The sequence below is a fragment of the Paraburkholderia bannensis genome (genome assembly GCF_014200455.1).
Lineage (GTDB): Bacteria > Pseudomonadota > Gammaproteobacteria > Burkholderiales > Burkholderiaceae > Paraburkholderia > Paraburkholderia bannensis_A.
Window position 1 is genome coordinate 63,778 of sequence record NZ_JACHBW010000020.1, and the last position, 20,582, is coordinate 84,359.

18 protein-coding genes and 1 pseudogene are annotated in these 20,582 nt (G+C 65.5%); 5 read left to right on the plus strand and 14 right to left on the minus strand.

What is annotated here, in order from left to right:
• Positions 1–6: 6 nt before the first annotated feature.
• The 5 genes from F4827_RS28010 to F4827_RS28030 are packed head-to-tail and all read right to left on the minus strand — an operon-like array spanning position 7 to position 3,134.
• Entirely contained in the window at positions 7–546 is a 540-nt protein-coding gene (locus F4827_RS28010; RefSeq protein WP_183729537.1) for a cupin domain-containing protein, read from the minus strand.
• A 42-nt stretch (positions 547–588) separates the two neighbouring features.
• Positions 589–1,365: an SDR family oxidoreductase gene (locus tag F4827_RS28015; RefSeq protein ID WP_183729540.1), complete on the minus strand. Its 777-nt coding sequence runs from the start codon at positions 1,363–1,365 to the stop codon at positions 589–591.
• Entirely contained in the window at positions 1,358–2,470 is a 1,113-nt protein-coding gene (locus tag F4827_RS28020) for an aromatic ring-hydroxylating dioxygenase subunit alpha (RefSeq protein WP_260175444.1), read from the minus strand. The genes F4827_RS28015 and F4827_RS28020 overlap by 8 nt, the downstream gene beginning before the upstream one ends.
• Before the next feature lie 36 nt (positions 2,471–2,506).
• The gene (locus tag F4827_RS28025; protein ID WP_183729543.1) at positions 2,507–2,818 is read right to left on the minus strand and encodes a recombinase-like helix-turn-helix domain-containing protein; all 312 of its coding nucleotides are present in this window, start codon (positions 2,816–2,818) and stop codon (positions 2,507–2,509) included.
• A 1-nt stretch (position 2,819) separates the two neighbouring features.
• Positions 2,820–3,134, minus strand: a complete 315-nt coding sequence (locus F4827_RS28030; RefSeq protein ID WP_103704358.1) for a non-heme iron oxygenase ferredoxin subunit — start codon at positions 3,132–3,134, stop codon at positions 2,820–2,822.
• A gap of 489 nt (positions 3,135–3,623) precedes the next feature.
• Here F4827_RS28030 and F4827_RS28035 point away from each other — a divergent pair, with 489 nt between their 5' ends.
• A complete protein-coding gene (locus F4827_RS28035; RefSeq protein ID WP_183729546.1) occupies positions 3,624–4,697 on the plus strand; it encodes a porin in 1,074 nt (357 codons plus the stop codon).
• A gap of 37 nt (positions 4,698–4,734) precedes the next feature.
• Here F4827_RS28035 and F4827_RS28040 read toward each other — a convergent pair whose 3' ends face one another.
• Both F4827_RS28040 and F4827_RS28045 read right to left on the minus strand, forming a co-directional pair.
• On the minus strand, positions 4,735–5,694 hold the full coding sequence (locus F4827_RS28040) for an IclR family transcriptional regulator (protein ID WP_183729550.1): 960 nt from the start codon (positions 5,692–5,694) through the stop codon (positions 4,735–4,737).
• 90 nt (positions 5,695–5,784) lie between these two features.
• Positions 5,785–6,942 (minus strand): alpha/beta fold hydrolase, encoded by a 1,158-nt coding sequence (locus F4827_RS28045; protein WP_183729553.1) that lies wholly within the window; start codon positions 6,940–6,942, stop codon positions 5,785–5,787.
• A 133-nt stretch (positions 6,943–7,075) separates the two neighbouring features.
• Between F4827_RS28045 and F4827_RS28050 the strand changes: the two genes are divergently transcribed.
• A complete protein-coding gene (locus F4827_RS28050) occupies positions 7,076–8,026 on the plus strand; it encodes a LysR family transcriptional regulator (RefSeq protein WP_183729556.1) in 951 nt (316 codons plus the stop codon).
• Between the two features lie 68 nt (positions 8,027–8,094).
• On the opposite strand, the gene F4827_RS28055 is transcribed toward F4827_RS28050, so the two are convergent.
• Positions 8,095–8,892, minus strand: coding sequence for an SDR family oxidoreductase (locus F4827_RS28055; RefSeq protein ID WP_183729559.1), 798 nt, complete (start codon positions 8,890–8,892; stop codon positions 8,095–8,097).
• Between the two features lie 133 nt (positions 8,893–9,025).
• Here F4827_RS28055 and F4827_RS28060 point away from each other — a divergent pair, with 133 nt between their 5' ends.
• The gene (locus F4827_RS28060; protein ID WP_183729562.1) at positions 9,026–10,009 is read left to right on the plus strand and encodes a GlxA family transcriptional regulator; all 984 of its coding nucleotides are present in this window, start codon (positions 9,026–9,028) and stop codon (positions 10,007–10,009) included.
• Here the strand turns inward: F4827_RS28060 and F4827_RS28065 are convergent.
• A pseudogene (locus F4827_RS28065) lies at positions 9,999–10,352 on the minus strand (type II toxin-antitoxin system VapC family toxin); the annotation flags it as partial. The gene F4827_RS28060 and the pseudogene F4827_RS28065 overlap by 11 nt on opposite strands.
• A 117-nt stretch (positions 10,353–10,469) precedes the next feature.
• On the opposite strand from F4827_RS28065, the gene sbcD reads away from it, so the two are divergent.
• Complete coding sequence (gene sbcD / locus F4827_RS28070; RefSeq protein ID WP_183729566.1) at positions 10,470–11,711, plus strand: exonuclease subunit SbcD; 1,242 nt, start codon at positions 10,470–10,472, stop codon at positions 11,709–11,711.
• The gene (locus F4827_RS28075) at positions 11,708–15,202 is read left to right on the plus strand and encodes an AAA family ATPase (RefSeq protein ID WP_183729570.1); all 3,495 of its coding nucleotides are present in this window, start codon (positions 11,708–11,710) and stop codon (positions 15,200–15,202) included. Before sbcD ends, F4827_RS28075 begins: the two co-directional genes overlap by 4 nt.
• 16 nt (positions 15,203–15,218) lie before the next feature.
• On the opposite strand, the gene F4827_RS28080 is transcribed toward F4827_RS28075, so the two are convergent.
• The 5 genes from F4827_RS28080 to F4827_RS28100 all read right to left on the minus strand — a co-directional run bounded on the left by F4827_RS28080 (position 15,219) and on the right by F4827_RS28100 (position 20,297).
• Positions 15,219–15,890 (minus strand): FMN-binding negative transcriptional regulator, encoded by a 672-nt coding sequence (locus F4827_RS28080; RefSeq protein ID WP_183729573.1) that lies wholly within the window; start codon positions 15,888–15,890, stop codon positions 15,219–15,221.
• A gap of 112 nt (positions 15,891–16,002) precedes the next feature.
• Positions 16,003–16,770: a DeoR/GlpR family DNA-binding transcription regulator gene (locus F4827_RS28085; RefSeq protein ID WP_183729576.1), complete on the minus strand. Its 768-nt coding sequence runs from the start codon at positions 16,768–16,770 to the stop codon at positions 16,003–16,005.
• 82 nt (positions 16,771–16,852) lie between these two features.
• Positions 16,853–17,851 (minus strand): 4-hydroxythreonine-4-phosphate dehydrogenase PdxA, encoded by a 999-nt coding sequence (pdxA, locus tag F4827_RS28090; protein WP_183729580.1) that lies wholly within the window; start codon positions 17,849–17,851, stop codon positions 16,853–16,855.
• 77 nt (positions 17,852–17,928) lie between these two features.
• Positions 17,929–19,254, minus strand: a complete 1,326-nt coding sequence (locus F4827_RS28095) for a four-carbon acid sugar kinase family protein (protein ID WP_183729583.1) — start codon at positions 19,252–19,254, stop codon at positions 17,929–17,931.
• Positions 19,251–20,297 (minus strand): 2-keto-3-deoxygluconate permease, encoded by a 1,047-nt coding sequence (locus F4827_RS28100; RefSeq protein ID WP_183729586.1) that lies wholly within the window; start codon positions 20,295–20,297, stop codon positions 19,251–19,253. The genes F4827_RS28095 and F4827_RS28100 overlap by 4 nt, the downstream gene beginning before the upstream one ends.
• Between the last annotated feature and the right edge of the window lie 285 nt (positions 20,298–20,582).

The following is a 20,582-nucleotide window of genomic DNA, read 5'->3' on the forward strand; positions in this document are numbered from 1 at the left end:
TGATGCTTACTTCTGAAGATCGCGCTTGATCTTCGCGAGCGGCGAATCCGGCGGATACGTCGGCGTGACGGGCTTGGGCGAACCCAGCATCACGCACATCAGCGCGTCTTCCTCGCCGATGTTGATTTCCGTGCGATAGACGCCCGGCGGCACCGAGATCAGATCGCGTTCGCCCAGCACGGCTTCCCACGTCTCGCCGTCTTTCTCGCAGATCACCTTCATCTTGCCGCGCAGCACGAAGAAGATTTCTTCCACGTCCATATGGATATGGCTCGGGCCGATATTGCCGGCCGGAATCACCATCGTCGAGAACGTGAAGCCGCCCGAAGGCACCGTGTTGCTGTCCTTCGCCACGCCCGTGCCGCCCGTGCCCACGTAGCGCATCTGCGCGCGGCGGTACTTCGGGTCGTAGTCGGCCTGGAACTTCAGGGCGTCCCAGTCGTAGCGGCGCGTTTCATAGCGCGCCACGCGGCTGTTCATCCAGTCATCAAAGCTCGCGTCGGCGGGACGGTCCCACGACTTGCGATCGATATCGGCATCGGCCATTGCTTTCTCCTTTACAGCTTTCGAACGTTCGATTCGAACGGGTCAATTCATCACAAAGCCGCCGTTCACCGGCAGCAGCTGCCCGGTCACGAAACGCGCGGCGTCGGTCAACAGGAACAGCACGGGGCCCGTCACGTCCTCGGGCAGCTGGGCGCGCTGCAACGCGCGGCCTTCAAGGTAATACGCGTGACGCTCGGCGGGCACATAGGCGGTGGCTTCCACTTCGGTCAGCCCCGGCGCGATCGCGTTGACGGTGATGTTGTCGCCGCCGAACTCACGCGCGAGCGAATGCGTCATCGCAATCACGGCGCCCTTGCTGGCCACATAGGCGAGCAGTTTTGGCGCGCCCCATAGTGCGGTGTCCGAAGCAATATTCACAATCGCCCCGCGTCCCGACTCGCGCAGCCAGGGCTGCGCTGCCGTGCACATCAGCCACGTGCCGCGCACGTTCACGTCCATCACCGCGTCCCATGTCGAGACGGCGATTTCGTTGGCGAACTTGCCGCCCGAGTTGGTGATGGCCGCGTTGTTGATGAGCGCGTCCACGCCGCCCATGCGTTGCGCGGCGGCGGCCACGAATGCGTCAATGCTTTCGGGCTGAGCCAGATCGAGCGCGAGGAACGCCACGTCATGACCTTCCGAGACCAGCGAGCGCGCCAGCGCTTCGCCCGCATCGTGCAGCACGTCGCCGAACACGACGCGTGCGCCGCTCTTCGCGAGCGTGTTCACGAACGCCGCGCCCAGGCCGCGCGCGCCGCCCGTGACGATCACGCGCCGGCCTGCGAGCGCGCCTTGCGTGGACGTATTCACGTCATGCATGGCTATGCTCGCCTTGCGTAGTGGCGGCTTGCTGCACGCGGAATGCTTCGAGGTCCGTCATATGCTGCTGCGCGCGTTGGCGGAACAGACGGCGAACCCGCGTCATGCCCACGTCGTGCTGATAGAGGAATTCCTGATCGCGCGCGTTCGGCGCCATGCTTTCGAGGACGTAGCGGTCCTGTTCCAGCACGGCCCAATGCAGACCTTCCAGGCGGTTGCGGTACATGAAGCGCCATGCGTCGCGCTGCCAGCCCTGCACCTTGCGGGTACGCCAGAAGTAAACCTGGCAGTTGTTTTCATCGACCGGCACAGCGAAGCCAATGATGCCGAAGTTGCCGCCAGGGCCGAACTTCTTCTTGTACGGAATCGCCAGGCGCATCCACAGGCAGCCGGTTTCGCCCAGCTCCACCCAGTCGAAGTTCACGTCGCGCTGACCGATCTTCTCGAACATGAGGCCGGTGTCGGTTTTGCGCACACGCATCTCGGCCTGCTTGTCGCCGTCGGCCATCGAGTGCGAGGTGGCGTGCAGATACGCGCCGTGCATCGGGTCCATGACGTTGTCGATTGCGTACTGGTAATTGCACTTCCAGTTCGACATGCACAGGAAGCTTGCGTATTCCTCGCCCACCAGTTCCTCGGGCAGCTGCAGCGGCGCGGGTTCCTTGTGCGCGTCATCGCCGAACCAGAGGAAGATCGCGCCCGCATGTTCCTGCGCCGGGTACGACTTCACGCACTTCTGGCCTTCGAGCGGGCACGAGGAAACAGCCGGCACGCTTTGCACGGTGCCGCTGCCGTCGATTTCGATGCCGTGATACCAGCACGCCACGCTCTTGCCAAGGTTCCAGCCCAGCGACAGACGCGCGCCGCGGTGCGGGCAGCGGTCTTCGAGCGCATGGACCAGGCCTTCCTTGTCGCGCCACAGCACGATCTGTTCGCCAAGACGCGTGATGCCGATGGGCGCGTCGCCCACCTGCCAGCTCGGTGCTACCGGATACCAGTAGTTCTTGATGCCGCGGTCGAGATAGGCACGGATCGGGTCGTTCGTGCCGACGTTAGCGCCAACATTTGCGCCAACTGCTGATGCTTCTGATGTGGGGGAGGTCATGTGGGGGGCTCCGTGTTCGGGGTGTGCGTGCGCCGCTTAATCGGCGAGCAGACGGAATTCGGCGGCGAGGCGCTCGGCGTTCCACGGCGTGCCTTCCGGCGTGCGCAAGCCGATGCGGTTCAGGCCCGCCACCACGTCGTCGAGTTCGACCGCACCCGCTTCGAACACCTGTTCCAGTGCGTCGCCGAGGTCGTTTTCGTATTGCGTCGGCTCGGCCTTGCGGTTCTGCCAGACCATGTTTTCCTGCTGGCCCGGCTGCTCGATCACGCCCTTGCCGGCGACGTTGTTCGGCTGGGGCGCAAGCCACGGCTTGAGCATCGGATTGAAATTCACGGGGATTTCTCGCATGTCATTCCACCTTGATCTGGATTTCTTCGCCGGCGAGGCGCACGGCGTATTGCTTGAGCGCCCGGCCACCGGGGCCCTTGATGCACTGGCCGGTCTTGATGTCGAACACGGCTTCGTGCAGCGGACATTCGACCGTGCCCTCGTCGACGAAACCTTGCGTCAACAGCGCGTACGCATGCGGGCACACGTTTTCGAGCGCATAGACCTCATCGCCCACCTTGTAGATGCCGATCTCCGTGCCATCGAGCTTGAACTCGATCGGTGCGTCATCGGACAGATCGCCGGCATGCCCGGCGCAGCGCCATTCTTCAGCCATTTCTCACCTTTCCCGATCAACCGTGTTCCACATACGGAACATTAGTTTATGTATGGTCATTATAGAAGTCGTTTCGCATGGACAAAATAAAAATCCGATAGCCCTGGGGAAAACACCGAGCGAATCCTGAAAAGGGCTTGAATGGAGTCGCAGCGGGTCTTGGCGAAGTTGCCGAAACGCTTGTGCGGCAAGGCGTTACGCGCGTAATCGCAGCCCACGCTCAATCCCGCACCTGGGGCAACTACCGTCCCAGAAAAGTATTTTGGCGTCCCACAGGAATCACTATACTTTCCATAGGCAGCACATCTATCCATATATGGAACAAATAGATGCGATGCGGGTAGAAAGCACGGAATACGAAGCGCGCCAGGCCAGGATTTGTCGGATGCACGGCAGAAGCGCGCCGGACCGTGGGTAGTGTCAAAGGTGAGGGGTTAGCTGAGCCGGATTTCGCGTCCGGCCTTTCGTCATACGATCAGGAGTCCAAAGTTGAAGCACTTCATTGCCGCGGGGTTGACGGGCATCTGCGCCGTCTCGTCTGCATGGGCGCAAAGCAGCGTCACGCTATACGGCAGCCTGGATGCAGGCGTGGCCTACGTCAGCAACGTAGGCGGCCATTCGAAGTGGATGGAAGAACAGGGCAATATGCAGCCCGACCGCTGGGGCCTGCGCGGCCGCGAGGATCTGGGCGGCGGCCTGAAGGCGGTCTTCCAGCTGGAGAACGGTTTCTATACGAACACGGGCGCGATGGCGAAGGCCAATACCCTGTTCAATCGTCAGGCGTATGTGGGTTTGAGCTCGGATCAGTTCGGCACGCTTACGTTCGGGCATCAGACGCCGTTCTCGTTCGACGTGCTCGATCCGTTCAGCACCGCTTATCTGGCGGCGAGCTGGTACGCGTTCCACCCGGGCAATATCGACGAGCTCGCCGATACCGGCGTGGTGCCCTACGACAACTCGGTGAAGTATCGTTCTCCTGAGTTCTACGGCTTCACCGCCGGGGCGATGCTGGGTCTTGGCAATACGTCGAACTTTTCGACCGGACGCACGATGAGCTTTTCGCTTGGCTATGCGAACGGTCCGTTCAAGGCCGGCGCGACGTGGTCGAACGAACACGACCGCTCCGTGTCGATGTCGACCACGGGCCTCACCACCTTCCAGGGGCAGGCCGCCGCGACCTATGTAGCGAGCAAGGTGGAGAACATGGGCGTCGGCGCGTCGTATACGTTCGGCAAGGTGATGGTGCACGGCTTGTATACGCGCACCAGGCTGGAATCGAACGGTTATTCGGACACGTTCCAGAGCTACGACGCGGGCGCGAACTACCAGGTGACAACCGCCAACAGCATCGTCGGCGGCGCGGCCACCACGACGCTATCGGGCCGCCGCTGGAGCCAGCTGATGATCGGCGACGTGTATGCGCTCTCGAAGAGCACCCAGCTCTATGTGAACGCGCTGTACGAGCATGCCAATTCGGACGCGAAGGCGGCGTTCTTCACGGCGGGCGTGTCGAGCGGACGCAACCAGACCATCGTGCTCACCGGCATCCATCACTCGTTCTGATGTTGGACATCTGACGCCTGGCGCCCGAGGCTCGATGTCAGGCGCCGTGGAGGCTGCGCCGTTGCGCGGCGTGCACGGCCTGGGCCGCGGTCGGGTCGCCCGGCAGCGGTCGGTAGTTCAGGCAGGCGGACAGATCCATCGCCGCCGCGCAGACGGCGGATACCAGCGGGCCGCGTTCGACGTCGCCGAGATCCGAACGCGGCACCGTTGCGGTCAACGCGGCCACGATGCGCCCTGACTGGTCGCATACCGGCGCGCTCACCACCGAAATGCCGGTTTCGAACGATGCCTCGCTGAGCGCGTAGCCCTGTTGCGCAAACTCGCGCACGCGCGCGTACAGATCGGCGACGGTGGCGGGCGTGCGCTCGGTATAGCGTTCCAGTTGCTTCTCGGGATAGAGCGCGCGCAGTTCCATGAGCGAGAGATCGCCCATCAGCACCTGGCCGTGCACGGTCGCGTGCGCGGGCAGGCGCGTGCCCACATGAACCTTCACGGAGCTGAACATCGGCTCGCGCGTCTGCGCCTTGGCCACGAACACCACGTCGCGCTGGTCGCGAATCAGCAGATGCGTGCTCAGGCCGGTCGCGTCGCGCAGGCGCTCCAGCACCGGCGTGCCGAAGTCGGTCAGTTCCAGCGAACTCAGGTATTCGAAGCCCAGACGCAGCACCGCCACGCTCAGCCGGTACTGCCGATCGCCATTGGCGCGTTCGATGAAGCCCAGTGCTTCGAGCGTCTGCAGCAGACGAAAAGTCGTGGTGCGCGGAATGCCGATGCGCCGCGACAGTTCGGGCGCGCCCAGCACCGGCTCGCGCGCCGAGAATTCGGCCAGAATGCGCAAGCCGCGTTCGAGCCCCGGCACGAGATAGGTGGAAGCGCCGCTGCTCTCGTCGTCGGTGTCGATTTCCGCCTGGGCGGGTTGCGTCGCCTCGGCAGGCAGCGCTTCGCGCTTGCCAGGCGCCGCGCTACGGCGCGCGCCAGTCGTATTTTTGGTGGCCATGGGCGGCTGGAACCTGCGTGAATCTGTTGGACCATTCGGTGATGGGGGCAATGATAACGCGAAGCGCAGCCCCCACCTATGGAACAGAATTCAGGCGAGGCCGGCCGGGTTAGAAATGCGCAGCCGCCAGAGGCCGTCCGCGCCGCGCGCCAGCACCTGGGTGGCAGTGCCCGATTCGGTGTGCGCGCCGCCTTCCGCGCCAGGGATGGTGAGCGTCCAGTCCATCAGGACAAGCGCGATATCTTCGCTGCCGAGTATGCGGCGCACGGTATTCTTGATTGTCGCGCCCGTCTTCAGCAATGCGGAAAGCTGATCACGCAGCGTCGCGCGGTCGTTTTCGACGATCGCGCCGCTGGTCATGCGCATCGTGGCGTTGTCGGTGAACAGCGCGAGCAGGGCATCGGCGTCGCCCGCGTTGAACGCCGCGTCGAACGCCACAGGTACGGCTTCGGGCGTATCCGCCATGGGCGAGCCGAGTGCGCCAACGAAGCGGCGAATCAAGCGCGCCAGTTCCGCCGGCGCTTCCAGTGGCGACAAATGCCCCACGCCCGCCAACACTTCGAGCTGCGCGCCGGCGATTCGCGGCAGCAATTGCGCCTTGAGCGTCTCGACTCGATCCACCTGATCCCGTTCGCCCGCGATCACCAGCACGGGGACGGCGATGGCGGCGACCTGTGCGCTGATGTCCTCGCGCATCGCCACGTTCGGCCAGGCGGCCTTGGCTTGCGGCGCGCCGCGCAGACTGTCTTCGAGCACCTGTTCGCGCTGCTCCGGCGCAAGCGGGCTGCCGCACAACACATGATCGAGCACGGCACTCACCGACTCGCGCGTGTCGTAGGCGTGCAGCATGGCCGCGCGCGCCTCGTCGGGCAAGTCCATCGGCGAGGGCGGCGAAGGCGCCACCAGCACCAGCCCTTGCAGCCCGCGCGGGCGACGCGACGCCAGCAGTTGCGCGACCTTGCCCCCCATCGAATGCCCGACCAGCACATAGCGTTCGAGTCCCAGCGCTTCGATCGCGCCCTGCGCATCGTCGGCGAGATCGGCGATCGTGTAGCCCTGCGGCGGCGCATCCGAATCGCCCCAGCCGCGATGGTCGATGGCGATGGTGCGATACGCGCGGGCGAGCGCGTCGGTCACGTAACGCCAGGTGCGCGCCGAGCCGCCCCAGTAATGCAGGAACACCAGCGTCTGCGTGCCCTGCCCCGCCTCGACCGCGTGAATGCGGATGCCGTTCGTTTCGATGTTCATGGTTGCGCTCCCTGGCGTCTGAATGATGAAACCGTGAACACATCGTAGATCCGCGCACTGAATTCGATAATTGGCGATTCACGAGCTTCAGTCGATAATATTGTGATCGAATCACGCGACGGGAGACCCGCTCATGGACCGCTTCACCTGCATCGGCGTCTTCGTGGCCGCCATCGAGGAAGGCAGCTTCGCCGCCGCCGCGCGGCGCTTTGGGCTGTCGCCTGCGATGGCGGGCAAGTACGTGAGCGCACTGGAAACCGATCTCAACGTGCGCCTGCTCCAGCGCACCACGCGCCGCCTGAGCCTGACCGACGCCGGGCACGCCTACTACGAGCGTTGCAAGCGCATTCTGGAAGCCTTCGACGAAGCCAACCGCGAAGCCGGAGCTTCGCAGAGCGTGGCGCGCGGCCTGCTGCGCGTCGCCGCGCCCGTCACGTTCGGCGCGTTGCATCTGGGCGGCGCCATCGCCAGCTATATGGCGGCGCATCCGCACGTCAACGTCGAGGCCGTGCTGAGCGACCGTTACGCCGACCTGCTCGAACTCCAGGCCGACGTGGCGATCCGCATCGGCCGTCTGCCCGACTCCGGCCTGGTCGCGCGACGCATCGCGCCGTGCCGCATGGTGCTGTGCGCCGCGCCGTCGTGGCTCGAACAGCACGGCACGCCGCGCAGCCCCGACGACTTGCGCGACGCCGCGCGGCTGGCCTTCGGTGAAGCGGTGTCGGCGGGCGACTGGACCGTGATCGACGCGCAGGAGCGCGCGCATGTGATCGGCGGGCCCTGCCGCCTGCGCGCCAACAATATGCAGATGTTGCTGAGCGCCGCGCTCGCGGGTGCCGGTATTGCTTACGGGCCAACCTTCGTGTTCGGCGAAGCGCTGGCGCGCGGCGAACTGGTCGCACTGCTGCCCGCCTGCCGCGCGCCCGAACTGACGATACAGGCCGTCTATCCGAGCGCGCGTCACGTGCCGCTCAAGCTGCGCGCCTTTATCGATCATCTCGCCGGCGCATTCGGCGACGCGCCGCCCTGGGATGGCGCGCCGCCGATGCCCGACGTACCGCCCATGATGAATACCGTGTTTTAGCCAAGCCTCATGATTCGATATCCTGATCAATCGAATCACATACCGCCACGATATTCAGATCGCACGGTTCAAGCGGCCGTATAACGGCTAGCGGGGGTGTTGCTCGACAGATGCGGCGCCATCGTGCGGCGGGCGCGCTCAAAGGCGTCCCATTCCTCGCCGGCATGCAGCGACGGAATCGTCACGAGTTCGCCGCGTTCGAAGCCCTTGAGCGCCGCGTCTACCATCGCATGCGCCGACATGACGATTTCCTGCGGCAGATGTTCGAGCGGCAGGCCGCCGGTTTGCCAGAATTCCGTGGCGGTGGCGCCGGGCAACACGGCCTGCACCTGCACGCCCTTGCCGGCCAGTTCGTGATGCAGCGACTGGCTGAAGGCCAGCACGAAGGCCTTGCTGCCGCCATACACGCCGTTGAGCGTCTCCGGCGAAATCGCCACGATCGACGAGATATTGATGACCGCGCCCTTGCCGCGCGCCACGAAGCCCGGCACCGCGGCGTAGGTCAGACGCGTCAGCGCGCCGACGTTCAGGTCGATCAGGCGCGACATCGCATCCACATCGCTTTCCAGCAAGGGCTTGTGGGTGCCCACGCCCGCATTGTTGACCAGCAGCGTGATGCTCGCGTCTTCTTTGAGCTTGTCTTCCACGCGGGCGAGATCGACGCGATCGTTCAGATCGGCGTCGATAATCTCGACGCTGCGATGCGTTTCGTTGGTGATGCGATCGGCCAGCGCGATCAGGCGCTCGCGGTTGCGGGCCACGAGGATGAGATCGTAGCCGCGCTGGGCGAGACGTTGCGCGTAGACCGCGCCGATGCCCGACGATGCGCCGGTGATGAGGGCTGTACCTGCATGTGCCTGTGCCATGATGCAACTCCGTTTTAGGGTTTTCGGGTAGAGGAAAAGCGTGCTGCCGTGAGTGCATTCTGGCGATTGCGGCGCGCGACGCAAATGACGTATTTAGGTATGATTCCGGACATCGGATGAGCGGAGAACGGACATGCACCGGATCGGTTTTTTGCTGAGCGAAGGCTTTCAGATCATGACACTCGCATCGCAATCGGTGTTCGAGTACGCAAACCTGAGCGCTGGCGAGGCGTACTACAGGCTCGAAACCTTTTCGCCGGAGGGCGGCGAGGTGCGCTCCTCGCTGAACATCCCCGTTGGCTCGCGCGCGCTGCGCGGGCGCATCGAAATCGATACGTGGATCGTCGCGGGCGTGAACGACCCGCTCATCGATCCGCCGCCGCCAAAGATCCTGGCCTTCCTGCGCAAGACCGCGCCGCGCGCGCGGCGTATCGCCGGCATCTGCACGGGCGGCTTCGTGCTGGCCGCGGCGGGCCTGCTGGAGCAGCGGCGCGCGACCACGCACTGGTTCTATGGGCGCGAGATGCAGAAGCGCTATCCGGGTATTCGCGTGGAAGATGACCGAATCTATATCGTCGACGGGCCGATCTGGACTTCGGCGGGCATGACGGCCGGGCTCGATCTGGCGCTCGCGATGGTGGAAAAGGATCTGGGCGCGGCAATCGCGCGCTCCGTGGCGCATAAGCTGGTGATGCATCAGCGTCGCGCGGGCGGGCAATCGCAGCACTCGGAGATGCTCGATCTCGCGCCGAAGTCGGACCGCATCCAGAACGCGCTCAACTATGCGCGCCAGAACCTGCACAGCACGCTGACGGTCGAGGAACTGGCCGGGCGCGTGCATCTGAGCCCGCGCCAGTTCAGCCGCGTTTTCACGCTTGAAACCGGGCAATCGCCCGCCAAAGCCATCGAAGGGCTGCGGCTGGAGGCGGCGCGCTTGATGATCGAGCAAAGCCGCCACCCGCTCGACGTGATCGCCAGGGAAACTGGCTTTCGCGACCGCCGCCATCTGCGCGAGGCTTTCGTGCGTGGCTTCGGCATTGCGCCTCAGGCGGTGCGGCGGGAGGCGCGGATGGAGGGGACGGAGGGGCCGGGCGCAACGCCCGCAATCAGCCGCTGAACAACCATGGATTGACGATCTCGACGCCGGTGGGCGCGAAGTCATCGACGTTGCGTGTCACGATCGTCATGCCATGGACGAGTGCGGTCGCGGCGATGAGCGCGTCACGTTCGGATCGTCGATCTGGCACGTGCAGGCGGGCGCAACGTAGTGCAACCGGCGTGTCGACCGGCAACGTGCGCGCGGCGAATTCCGGCATGACCTGTCGCTCGAACCACTGGCGCAGGGCCGCACCCTGCACGGGATCGCGGCGCTCGATCTGCAGGATGCCCGTTTCGATTTCCATCATGGTGATGGACGACACGAACAGCGACGCGGCGTCGACGCTCGCCGCCCATGCCGCGCAGACCGTTACGTCATCGCGCCGTGGGCGAGTCCTCGGCGAATTCCGCCCTGCACTACAATCGCAGCACTCGCGCGCGCCGCGCCATTCATCAGAACGAACTCCGCCTCACCCCTCATGCGTATTCTCCACACCTCCGACTGGCACTTGGGCCAGAACTTCATGGGCAAGAGCCGTCAGGCCGAGCATCGGCAACTGATCGACTGGCTCGTGGCCCAGGTCGACGAGCACGCCGTCGATGCCGTGCTGATCGCCGGCGATATCTTCGATACCGGCACGCCGCCCAGCTACGCGCGCGAGCTCTACAGCGATCTCGTGGTGCGTTTGCACGCGGCCGGGGTGGCCCTGCTGCTGCTCGGCGGCAACCACGATTCAGTGGCGACGCTGCGCGAAAGCAGCGCCTTGCTTGAGCGGCTTTCAGCGCGCGTCGTGCCGCACGCCGACGCGCCCGAGGCGCAGGTGCGCGTGCTGCCGCTACGTGCGTCGGGGGCGCAGGCGAAACCTGGTTGCGTGGTCTGCGCCGTGCCCTTCATTCGCGCGCGCGACGTGATGCAAAGCGAGTACGGCCAAAGCGCGCAGCAGAAGCAGCAAACCCTGCAACTTGCGATCCAGGCCTATTATCAAGCGGTATTCGCCGCCGCCGATGCGCAGCGCAAGACGCTCGAAGCCGAACTCGGCCATGGCGTGCCGCTGATCGCCACCGGCCATCTCACGACGGTGGGCGCGAGCGCAAGCGAATCGGTACGCGAGATTTATGTCGGCGCGCTCGAAGCATTTCCCACTAGCGCATTTCCGCCGGTCGACTACATCGCGCTGGGTCATATTCATCGTCCGCAGAAAGTCGGCGGACTTGCGCATATCCGCTACAGCGGTTCGCCGATTGCGCTTAGCTTCGACGAAGCCACGCAGCAAAAGGAAATGCTGTTGGTCGAACTGGGCGCAGCGGGCCTCGAATCGGTCACGCCGCTGCCAGTGCCGGTGTTCCAGCCGCTCGTTGCCCTCAAGGGCAATCTCAAGACGCTGCCCTATGCGTTCGCGCACGCCGCAAAGGATGCCAGCGCCGCGCGCCCCGTGTGGATCGAAGTCACCGTGGCCGAAGACGACTATCTGGCCGATCTGCCCGCACGCATCCAGACGCTCACCGAAGGTCTGCCCTTGGAAGTGTTGCGCATTCGCCGCGAACGCGGCAATAACGTGGCGCAGTTGTCGGCCGATGCGGGCGTCACGCTCGACGAACTCGATCCGCTCGATGTGTTCGCACGCCGTCTCGCCCACGAAACACTCGACGATGATGTGCGCGACGCGCTCACCGCGCGCTACCGGTCCATTGTCGCGTCCACCGTGGAGGGCGAGGCATGAAGATCCGCAGCCTGCGCCTGAAGAATCTCAACTCGCTCAAGGGCGAGTGGCATATCGATTTCACCAGGCCGCCGTTTTCCGACAACGGTCTGTTTGCCATCACCGGCCCGACCGGCGCGGGCAAATCGACGCTGCTCGATGCGATCTGCCTCGCGCTCTATCACGAGACGCCACGGCTGAAGACGCTGTCGGCGTCTGCGAACGACATCATGACGCGCCATACGGCGGACTGTCTGGCCGAAGTGGTGTTCGAGGTCAAGGGCGAGGTGTTTCGCGCGTTCTGGAGCCAGCGCCGCGCGCGCGACAAGGTCGATGGCGCGTTACAGCAGCCCAGGGTCGAACTCGCGAGCGCTGACGGCACGATCATCACCACGCATATCAGCGAGAAGCTGCGCCGTGTAACGGAGATCACGCGCCTGGATTTTCCGCGCTTCACCCGCTCGATGCTGCTCGCGCAGGGCGGCTTTGCAGCCTTCCTCAACGCCACGGCGAACGATCGCGCGGAACTGCTCGAAGAGCTGACCGGCACGGAAATTTACGGCGAAATCTCGCGCCGTGTGTTCGAGCGCGCAGGCGAGGCGCGCGATGCACTCAAACAATTGCGCGCAAAAGCCGAAGGCATGGAACTGCTCGATGCCGCGCAACGCGCCGCCATCGAACAGGATATCGTCGCGCTGACCGATCAGTTGAACGCGGGCAACGCGCAGACCAAAACGTTGCATTCGCAACGGCAATGGCGGCGCGATCTCGCTCAGGCGCAAGCCGATGCGCAAACCGCGCTGGCGCGCGAAGCCGCAGCCAACGCCGCGCTCGAAGCCGCCGCGCCCGAACTGGCGCGACTTGCCGCGAGCGAGCCCGCCGAAGCGCTGCGCCCCGCGCATCTCGCCATGCAGCAAGCCGACGCGGCCTGTCGTCAGTCGGAGGCCGAACTCACGGCGTTGCGCCGTGAACGCGCTGAGCGCGTGGCGTCGCAACGCGCGCAATACGCCACGACGGCTTCGCTCGCCTCGCGCATCGTGCGTGACGGCGATACGCAACTCGCGAAACTCGAAGCTCAACAGCGCAGCGTCGAAACCTGGTGCGCGTCGAATAGCCATCTCGCGCAGCTTGGCGAGCGCGTTGGCGCGTGGCGTCAGCAGTTCGAACTGCGCAAACGCATGGCAGCGGACCTCGGCGCGCGCCTCAAACAGCTTGGCGAACTGGAACGGCAGCAGAACGAGCAGCGTGCGCAGCGCGAGCAGCACGCCGCGCTGCTGGCTGCCGCCGGGCGCGCGAAGATCGAATCGGATACCGCGCTGCAAAGCCTCCAACAAGCGCAAGCGACGCGTCTTGCCGGACAAACGCTCGCGCAGTTGCGCGACGCGTGGCACGCGGATCAAGTGACATTCACGCGCTGGCAGCAACTGGAAACGGTGGCCGAACGCAGGCGGGCGCTCGCCGATGAAGAGCAAACGCTCGCGAGCGCATTGACGCGTACGCAAAGCGATATCGACATCAAGGCGGCAGAATCGCAAACGCTTCAGCTATCGCACGCGCAGTTCCAGGCGCGCGTCGAGGACAAGCAGAAGTTGCTCGAACAGGAGCAGATGATTCGCAGCCTCGCACAGCATCGCGAACAGTTGCAGCCCGGCGAGGCGTGTCCTTTGTGCGGCTCGCACGACCATCCCGCGATCGAGGCTTATCGCGCGCTCGATGAATCCGCGACGCAGGCAGCGCTGCAGGCAGCACGCGTGGAATTGCAGACTTGCGCACAGCGCTTGAGCGCAACGGAGCAGGCTTTGTCGGCGCTGCGTGCAACGCTCGCGCAACAGCGCTCGCAGCAAGAAAAGCTGGTTGCGCGCGTCACGCAGAATCGCGCGGAGTGGGACGCGCTCGTCACGGCGCTTGCGGCGCAATCGTTCGACGCGCACGCATGGCAACACGCCGATGCGCTCGCGTCCGCGCGCGAATCCGCCAACCAGAAAGCGCAACGGTTGAAGCAGCAACTCGACTCGGTTGAAGAAGCCGAAGCCGCCCTCACCCGCGCGCGCGAAGCCAACACGCGTTGCGCCGACGCGCTGCACGCCGCACGCGCCCGCGCCGAATTGCTCGATCAATCGCTCAAAAGCCTGCAGGAACGCGGCGAGGAGATCGCCCGCGAACGCGCTGCCCTGCAAGCGGCGCACGACGACGAATCCGCCCGCCTGCTCGACGCACTGCGTTGCGGCGGCTACGCGCTCGACGCGCTTCCCGATGACACCTCAGATTGGCTTGCCTCGCGCAGCGCCGAATGGCGTCAATGGCAGCAGACGCAGCAACGTTTGCAGGCGCTCGGGCAAGATCTGGTGCGCCAGCGCAGCCTGTGCGAAAGCGCGCGCACGCAGTGGCAAACCTGGCGGGAACGCTGCGCCAGCATCGGCGTGGAAACCGCGGCGGCCGCCAGCGTGCGCGACAATCTTACGGCGTCCTTATTTTATGACGATGACGGCGACGCAGATGGCGACGCCTCGCCGGAAAGCTTCGACGCCAGCGCCACGCTTGCGGAGCACTTGACACGCCAACTGGCCGCGCTCGATGGCCAACTCACGCATCTCGAACGCACGCTCGCACAACAACGCACGACGCTCGACGAAGCCGCGAAGGCGTGGCAGGCGGCCCTTGAACACAGCCCGTTCGCCGATCAAGCGCGCTTCCTCGAAGCCCTGCTGCCAGGCGATCAACGCAAGCACCTGCAAACCCTCAAGCAGCAACGCGAACAGGAAAAGCAGACCGCCGCCGCATTGCTGCAGGGCGCGCGCAACAAGCTGGCAAACCTGCAAGCGGTGGAACCGCCTGTGCAGGCCGAAACAACGCTCGAAGCGCTGGAGACGCAACTCGATACACTCGAACAGCAAAACGCGGCACTCAGCGAGCGTCTGGGACACCAGCGCGGCTTGCTCGCGCGCGACGCGCAGCAGCGCGACAGCCAGCGCGCATTGTTCGAGCAGATCGAAGCGCAATCGCAGGACGCCGATCTGTGGCAACGGCTCGATTCGCTGATCGGCTCCGCGAAGGGCGACAAGTTCCGCCGCTTCGCCCAAGGCCTTACGCTCGACCATCTGCTCGCGCTCGCGAACCGGCATCTGGATCGCCTGCACGCGCGCTATCTGTTGCGCCGCAAATCGACGGGCGAACTGGAACTGGAGATCGTCGACGGCTGGCAGGCGGACGCCACACGCGACACGCGCACGCTCTCGGGCGGCGAGAGCTTCCTGGTGAGCCTTGCGCTGGCGCTCGCGCTATCGGATCTCGTGAGCCACAAGACCTCGATCGATTCGCTGTTCCTCGACGAAGGCTTTGGCACGCTCGACGGCGATACGCTCGAAATCGCGCTGGACGCGCTCGATACGCTCAACGCGAGCGGCAAGATGATCGGCGTGATCAGTCACGTCGAGGGGCTGAAGGAGCGCATCGCCACCCAGATCCGCGTGGAAAAGGGTGGCGGGATCGGCCATTCGCGGCTGGTGCTTTAAGCACCACACGCGCGATTCAGGGCTTGTTTTCAAGGCCCGCGAGATGATCGAGCATCTGGCGGCCTATCGTGTCCTCGCCGCGCGCGACGAGCGCTTCGCCCGCGCCGCGAATGTCGCGCGCTTCCTTGTTCTGTCCCAACTTGCGCTTGCCCACGAGGCGCGTGATCTCGATCTCCAGCCCGACGATGGCTTTGAGCATGGTGTCGAGATAGTCCGGCGGCGCATCGCCCATTTTCCACGGCTTCGGCTCATCCGCTTCGTGCGTGCGCGTGAGGCGCGCGACCACGCCGCGCACGAATTTATCGTCGTCGCGAATGCGGATATGGCCATGCGCATGCACTACCACGTAGTTCCACGTGGGCACCTGGCGGTGCGTCTCATGCTTGCCGGGATACCAGGTGGGTGAAATGTAGGCGTCGCCGGCGCGGAAAATAGCGAGCACTTCGTCGCCATCCTTGACGTCCTGCCAGAGCGGATTGGCGCGCGCGACGTGCGCGTGCAGCGTGCCCAAGGCGCCCGGCATGCCCGGCACACCCGGCGCACCGTCATTCGCAAGGAGTTCGAAGGGAAGGTGATTGGCGTCCAGCCCGCTCGCGCCATGCGTGACCAGCGTGCCGAACGGATGCTGCGTAATCAGCGCGTGCAGGACTTCGGGGCGGGATTCGTCGAAATGGGCGGGGACGTACATGGCGGCTCCACGATGCGGTGCGCGGGTGAGGAAGCCATGATTGTCGCGCTAAAGCGCATCCGCTTGTAGAGCCAGCGCCGCGCCCGAATGGGGAACCAGACGAGGCGACGCCTTAACCCGCCAGTTCGACCTCGACGCGCTGCAATGCGCGGAACGGCTCCAGCGCCTCCTTGCTCGCGCTCGCCGACGTAATCAGCCGCCAGTCGCGTTCCAGCGGCGTCCAGTGCTGCTGGCGCGCGCGGCCGAGCTTGTCCGAATCCGCCAGCACGATCACCTGCGCCGCGCGCCGGATCATGCAGTCCTTGAGCGACGCCTGCTGCGCGCTCGCCTCGCACAGGCCGAATTCCGCCACCACGCCGTCCGCGCCCAGGAATGCGGTGTCCACGCTCACGCGCGAGAGCAGCAGTTCGGCAAGCGGCCCGAGCGTGCTCATGCTGGAACTGCGCAGATCGCCGCCCAGCAGCGTGACTTCGATGCCCGGCGCGTTGGCGAGCGTGGTCACGGCCAGCAGATTGTTGGTGACGACATGGAGATCGCTGCGCGTGAGCAGGTGGCGCGCGAGCGCCGCGCAGGTGGTGCCGCCATCGAGCATGACGGTGTCGCCGTCGCGCACATGAGCCGCCGCCGCCAGCGCGATCAGTTCCTTCTGTTCGCGCTGCGCGGCCTTGCGCTCTTCGAGCGAGGCTTCCGGCTCGTGCACGCCGACCAGCGCGGTCGCGCCGCCGTAAGTGCGCACGAGGCGGCGCTGCTTGTGCAGCACGGCCAGATCGCGGCGGATGGTGGCTTCCGACACGCCTAGCGCCTCCGTCAACTGTTCGACGTTGGCCTCGCGCGTCTGCACGAGTTCGAGGATGGCGCGGTGACGGTCGGACGCTTTCATTACTTTAGGTCGAGCAGAAAATGGGGCTGAGCGGAACCGGCGATCTTACACGATGACACGCCCGGTCCTGCGCCATCCTCTTTTAGCGGCGGGTGGCCAGTTCCGCGCCCTGGCGCAGCGCTTCGAGCATGCTGCCTTCGTCCACCACGCCCTTACCCGCGATATCGAACGCCGTGCCGTGATCGACCGAGGTGCGGATCACTTCGAGACCCACGGTCACGTTCACGCCCGCTTCAAGGCCCAGCACCTTCACGGGGCCGTGGCCCTGGTCGTGATACATCGCCACTACGAGGTCGAAGTCGCCACGGCCCGCGCGGAAGAACAAGGTGTCGGCGGGCAGCGGGCCGGTCACGTCGAGGCCGCGCTCCTGCAGCAGCTTGACCGCCGGAATGATCTTCTCTTCCTCTTCGCCATAGCCGAACAGGCCGTTCTCGCCCGCATGCGGATTGATGCCGCACACGCCGATGCGCGGCTTCGCAATCCCCGCCTTCACCAGCGTGGCGTTGCCGCGCTCGATCGTGCGCTGCACGAGGCCCGGCTCGATCTTGCGGATCGCGTCGATGATGCCGATGTGCGTCGTCACGTGGATCACGCGCAGTTGCGGCGCGACCAGCATCATCGAGACTTCGTCCACGCCCGTGAGGTGCGCGAGCATTTCCGTGTGGCCCGGGTACTTGTGGCCGCCCGCGTGCAGCGCTTCCTTGTTGAGCGGCGCCGTGCAGATGGCGTCGATCTGCTTGCCCTGCGCGAGTTCGACCGCGCGCGCGATGTACTGATAGGCCGCGTCGCCCGCGAGCGCCGACAGTTGGCCAAAGGGCAGATCGTCGGGGATCAGGTTCAGGTCGATCACGTCGAGGGTGCCCTGCTCGTAGCGCGCTTCGGACGGATCGTTCACGCGGCGCACCGCAAGCTGCAGCCCGCAGATGGCGATGGCGCGTTCCAGCCGCCGCGCATCGCCGATCACCACGGGGCGGCATTGCGCGTAGACGCTGGCATGCGTCAGACTCTTCGCGACCACCTCGGGGCCGACGCCGGCGGCGTCGCCCATCGTGATGCCGATGACGGGGATATAGGTGCTCATAGATTCCTCAAAAGTGCTGAACTGGCGTCGGCGCGCGCCTTGATCCCGAGTTGCGAGACCTCGCGCGCCGGACGCGCTTATTTCGGGTTGTGTTCCGCGCGGCGATCCGGGCCACGACTTTCATCGACGTTGCGCAGGCGCCGCCACGCGGCATGGAGCGCGTCGTCGGTGCCGAACGCGCCCGCCTTGGTGACGACGGCGGGCCAATGCGGCGTGTCATGCGAATGCTTTTGTGCATGCGGACGCGCCACGGCCACGCCCGCCTCGATTTCGGCGATCAGGCGCAGGCTGCGAATGCCTGCCGCGTCGAGCATCGCACGCGCGGTTTCGCCGCCCGTCGCGATCAGGCCGCCGAGCCGCGCGAAATGCGGCGCAACCAGCGCGGCCAGCATCGCCGAAAGTTGCGCCCCTTCGGCGGGATCGAACGCGTCGTCGCGGCCGATCCGCAGCAGCAGATCGGCAGGTTGTTGCTGGGTGCCGAGCAGCGCGCCGATTTGTGCGCTCCATTGCGTCCATTGCGCGTGAGCCTGACCGGCGCGCAGCACTTCGGGCGGCACGACGAGTTCGGCCAGTCCCACGCGCTGGCGCAGCACGGCGCATTGACGCTCGCCCACCGCGGAAAGGCTGCCCACCAGCACGAGAACCGGGCCAGGCGCGCTCGCGCCTCGGTCATCGGTTTCAGCCGCGGCAATTACATCGGCGCGCGGCGCATCGAGCGTCGCGAGTTCGCGCGCGAGCCCGCCCGAACCGACCCAGAAGAAAGCGCTGTTGAGTTCGAGCGTCGCTCGGGCCAGCGCGCGCAGATCTTCGCTGCACACTGCATCGACGATCAGCGCCTGCGCGCCTTCCGGGCCTTCCGCCTCGATCAGCGCGACACGGCGCGCGAGCGAACGCGGTTCGTTGTGCAGCAGCGCCGCGTTGAAGCGCTCGCTCTTGAGGCCCGCACCCGCCAGCATCACGGCCATATCGGCGTTGCGGCCCGCGTGTTCGAGTTGCCAGGTGTCGGTGCGTTCGAGCGGCACGCCATGCACGAGCAGCGCGCCTTCGCGCACCGTGCGGCCGGTAGCCGGAAACGCGGGCGCGACGATCGCCAATCCGGCGCGCGCCTGCAAGGCCGACACTTCGGCGGCCCAGTTGCCGCGCAGCGTCGAATCGATCTTCTTGTAGAGACGGCGTGCGCGACCGAGCGCGGCGTACGCCTGCGCAGTGCGCCCGGCGGCGTCGGCGGGCGTGAGGCGGCGCGTGTCGGTGTCGGCGGCGATCACGTCGGCGTCGTGTGGCGTCGCATCCGCCTGCGCACCCGACGCGTCGAGCGTCACCACCGTGCGATGGCCCGCGTTCGCGAAGCCGATCGCGCAATCGGCAGCGCCCGAAAGATCGTCGGCGATGATCAGCAGCTTCATGGGGCGAGCCTCTTGCCTTCGCAGGATTGCGCGGTGCGCTGCGTGCTTTGCGTACTTTGCGCGTCGCGGTTCGCATCGCGTTTTGCGTCGCGTGCCTGCGCCCGCTTCGCCACCCACGCCGTGAGCACCGGCGAAGCAATCGCCGTCACCACCACGCAGGCCGCCAACAGCAGCGTCGCACTCTGCGCCGCGTGTTCGTAGACCGGATTGGCCGCAGCGACCAGCGCCGGCACAGCCGCCGCATTTCCGGCGGTGTTGGCTGCCGCCACACCGGCAACGCCCGTGCCGCCCGTCACGCGATCGGCGAAATAAAGCGGAATGCCCGTGACGATCACCACCGCGATACCCAGACCGATCCCCAGCAAACCCGCCTGCCAGACCTTGTGCAGATCGAGGCCCGCGCCCAGCGCCAGTGCGAAAAACGGAATCATCACCGGCACCGCGCGCGCGAGAAAGGCGCGCATCTCGCGGTCCAGATTACCCAGCAGCATGCCCGCGCACAGCGGCAGGATGCTGCCCACCAGCGTCTGCCACGGAAACGCCGAAAGCCCCGCCACGCCCATCGTCACCATGGTGAGGAACGGGCCCGACTCCAGCGACATGATGGTGTACGCGCCCACATCCTCCGAGCGACCGTACTGGCCCATCAGCGCCATATAGAGGCCGCCGTTGGTGTCGTTCATGGCGGCGACCACGGCCAGCGTGGAAAGGCCCGCGAACAAGCCGGAAGCGATCGGCTGCTCGCCGATCAGATGGCCCATCAGAATCCCCACCACGATGGCCGCGCCCACCTTGGTCGCGAACAGCGCGCCGCCTTTCTTGAGCAGATACGGCGTCGCCTTCACGTCGATGCTCGCGCCCATGCAGACGTAGAACACCGCGAGGATCGGCAACGCGCCGGTAAAGAGTGCGTTCGTGAACGAGCCGAAGAACTTCGGCAGGCCGGGCAGGAAGGTCGCGATCAGCGAACCGGCCAGCAGCGGCACGATCATCATGCCGCCGGGAACGCGCTCGATCGCGCGCTTGATGGGAATCTGAGCCATGGGAGTCTCCTCAATGATGATCCGACCGGCGCACGCCGTGAACCGGTGTGACCGCTCTGGGGTTTTTGATCGGTTTGCTCACTAACTTGATTGAAACGATCATGGCGAAGTGTAAACGCGCAGTGGGAATTGCGCAATTCGCTCATCGGATTGATTGAACCGATCAAAATTGGGACGATTCGCTGAGCGAGTGGACGCGACGGCGCACGCCTGCGAAGGCTCGAACCGTCGAAGCCGATATGATTAGTCAGACGAAATCAGGCTCGCGGCGCTGCCGCGGCGTTG

What these genes read in the sequence shown, in the direction of transcription:
- F4827_RS28050 (WP_183729556.1), top strand. Translation starts at nt 7,076, where the DNA reads ATGGACCGCTTCACCTGCATCGGCGTCTTCGTGGCCGCCATCGAGGAA.
- F4827_RS28045 (WP_183729553.1), bottom strand. Translation starts at nt 6,942, where the DNA reads ATGAACATCGAAACGAACGGCATCCGCATTCACGCGGTCGAGGCGGGG.
- F4827_RS28075 (WP_183729570.1), top strand. Translation starts at nt 11,708, where the DNA reads ATGAAGATCCGCAGCCTGCGCCTGAAGAATCTCAACTCGCTCAAGGGC.
- F4827_RS28085 (WP_183729576.1), bottom strand. Translation starts at nt 16,770, where the DNA reads ATGAAAGCGTCCGACCGTCACCGCGCCATCCTCGAACTCGTGCAGACG.
- sbcD (WP_183729566.1), top strand. Translation starts at nt 10,470, where the DNA reads ATGCGTATTCTCCACACCTCCGACTGGCACTTGGGCCAGAACTTCATG.
- F4827_RS28095 (WP_183729583.1), bottom strand. Translation starts at nt 19,254, where the DNA reads ATGAAGCTGCTGATCATCGCCGACGATCTTTCGGGCGCTGCCGATTGC.
- F4827_RS28010 (WP_183729537.1), bottom strand. Translation starts at nt 546, where the DNA reads ATGGCCGATGCCGATATCGATCGCAAGTCGTGGGACCGTCCCGCCGAC.
- pdxA (WP_183729580.1), bottom strand. Translation starts at nt 17,851, where the DNA reads ATGAGCACCTATATCCCCGTCATCGGCATCACGATGGGCGACGCCGCC.
- F4827_RS28020 (WP_260175444.1), bottom strand. Translation starts at nt 2,470, where the DNA reads ATGACCTCCCCCACATCAGAAGCATCAGCAGTTGGCGCAAATGTTGGC.
- F4827_RS28060 (WP_183729562.1), top strand. Translation starts at nt 9,026, where the DNA reads ATGCACCGGATCGGTTTTTTGCTGAGCGAAGGCTTTCAGATCATGACA.
- F4827_RS28015 (WP_183729540.1), bottom strand. Translation starts at nt 1,365, where the DNA reads ATGCATGACGTGAATACGTCCACGCAAGGCGCGCTCGCAGGCCGGCGC.
- F4827_RS28100 (WP_183729586.1), bottom strand. Translation starts at nt 20,297, where the DNA reads ATGGCTCAGATTCCCATCAAGCGCGCGATCGAGCGCGTTCCCGGCGGC.
- F4827_RS28055 (WP_183729559.1), bottom strand. Translation starts at nt 8,892, where the DNA reads ATGGCACAGGCACATGCAGGTACAGCCCTCATCACCGGCGCATCGTCG.
- F4827_RS28030 (WP_103704358.1), bottom strand. Translation starts at nt 3,134, where the DNA reads ATGGCTGAAGAATGGCGCTGCGCCGGGCATGCCGGCGATCTGTCCGAT.
- F4827_RS28080 (WP_183729573.1), bottom strand. Translation starts at nt 15,890, where the DNA reads ATGTACGTCCCCGCCCATTTCGACGAATCCCGCCCCGAAGTCCTGCAC.
- F4827_RS28040 (WP_183729550.1), bottom strand. Translation starts at nt 5,694, where the DNA reads ATGGCCACCAAAAATACGACTGGCGCGCGCCGTAGCGCGGCGCCTGGC.
- F4827_RS28025 (WP_183729543.1), bottom strand. Translation starts at nt 2,818, where the DNA reads ATGCGAGAAATCCCCGTGAATTTCAATCCGATGCTCAAGCCGTGGCTT.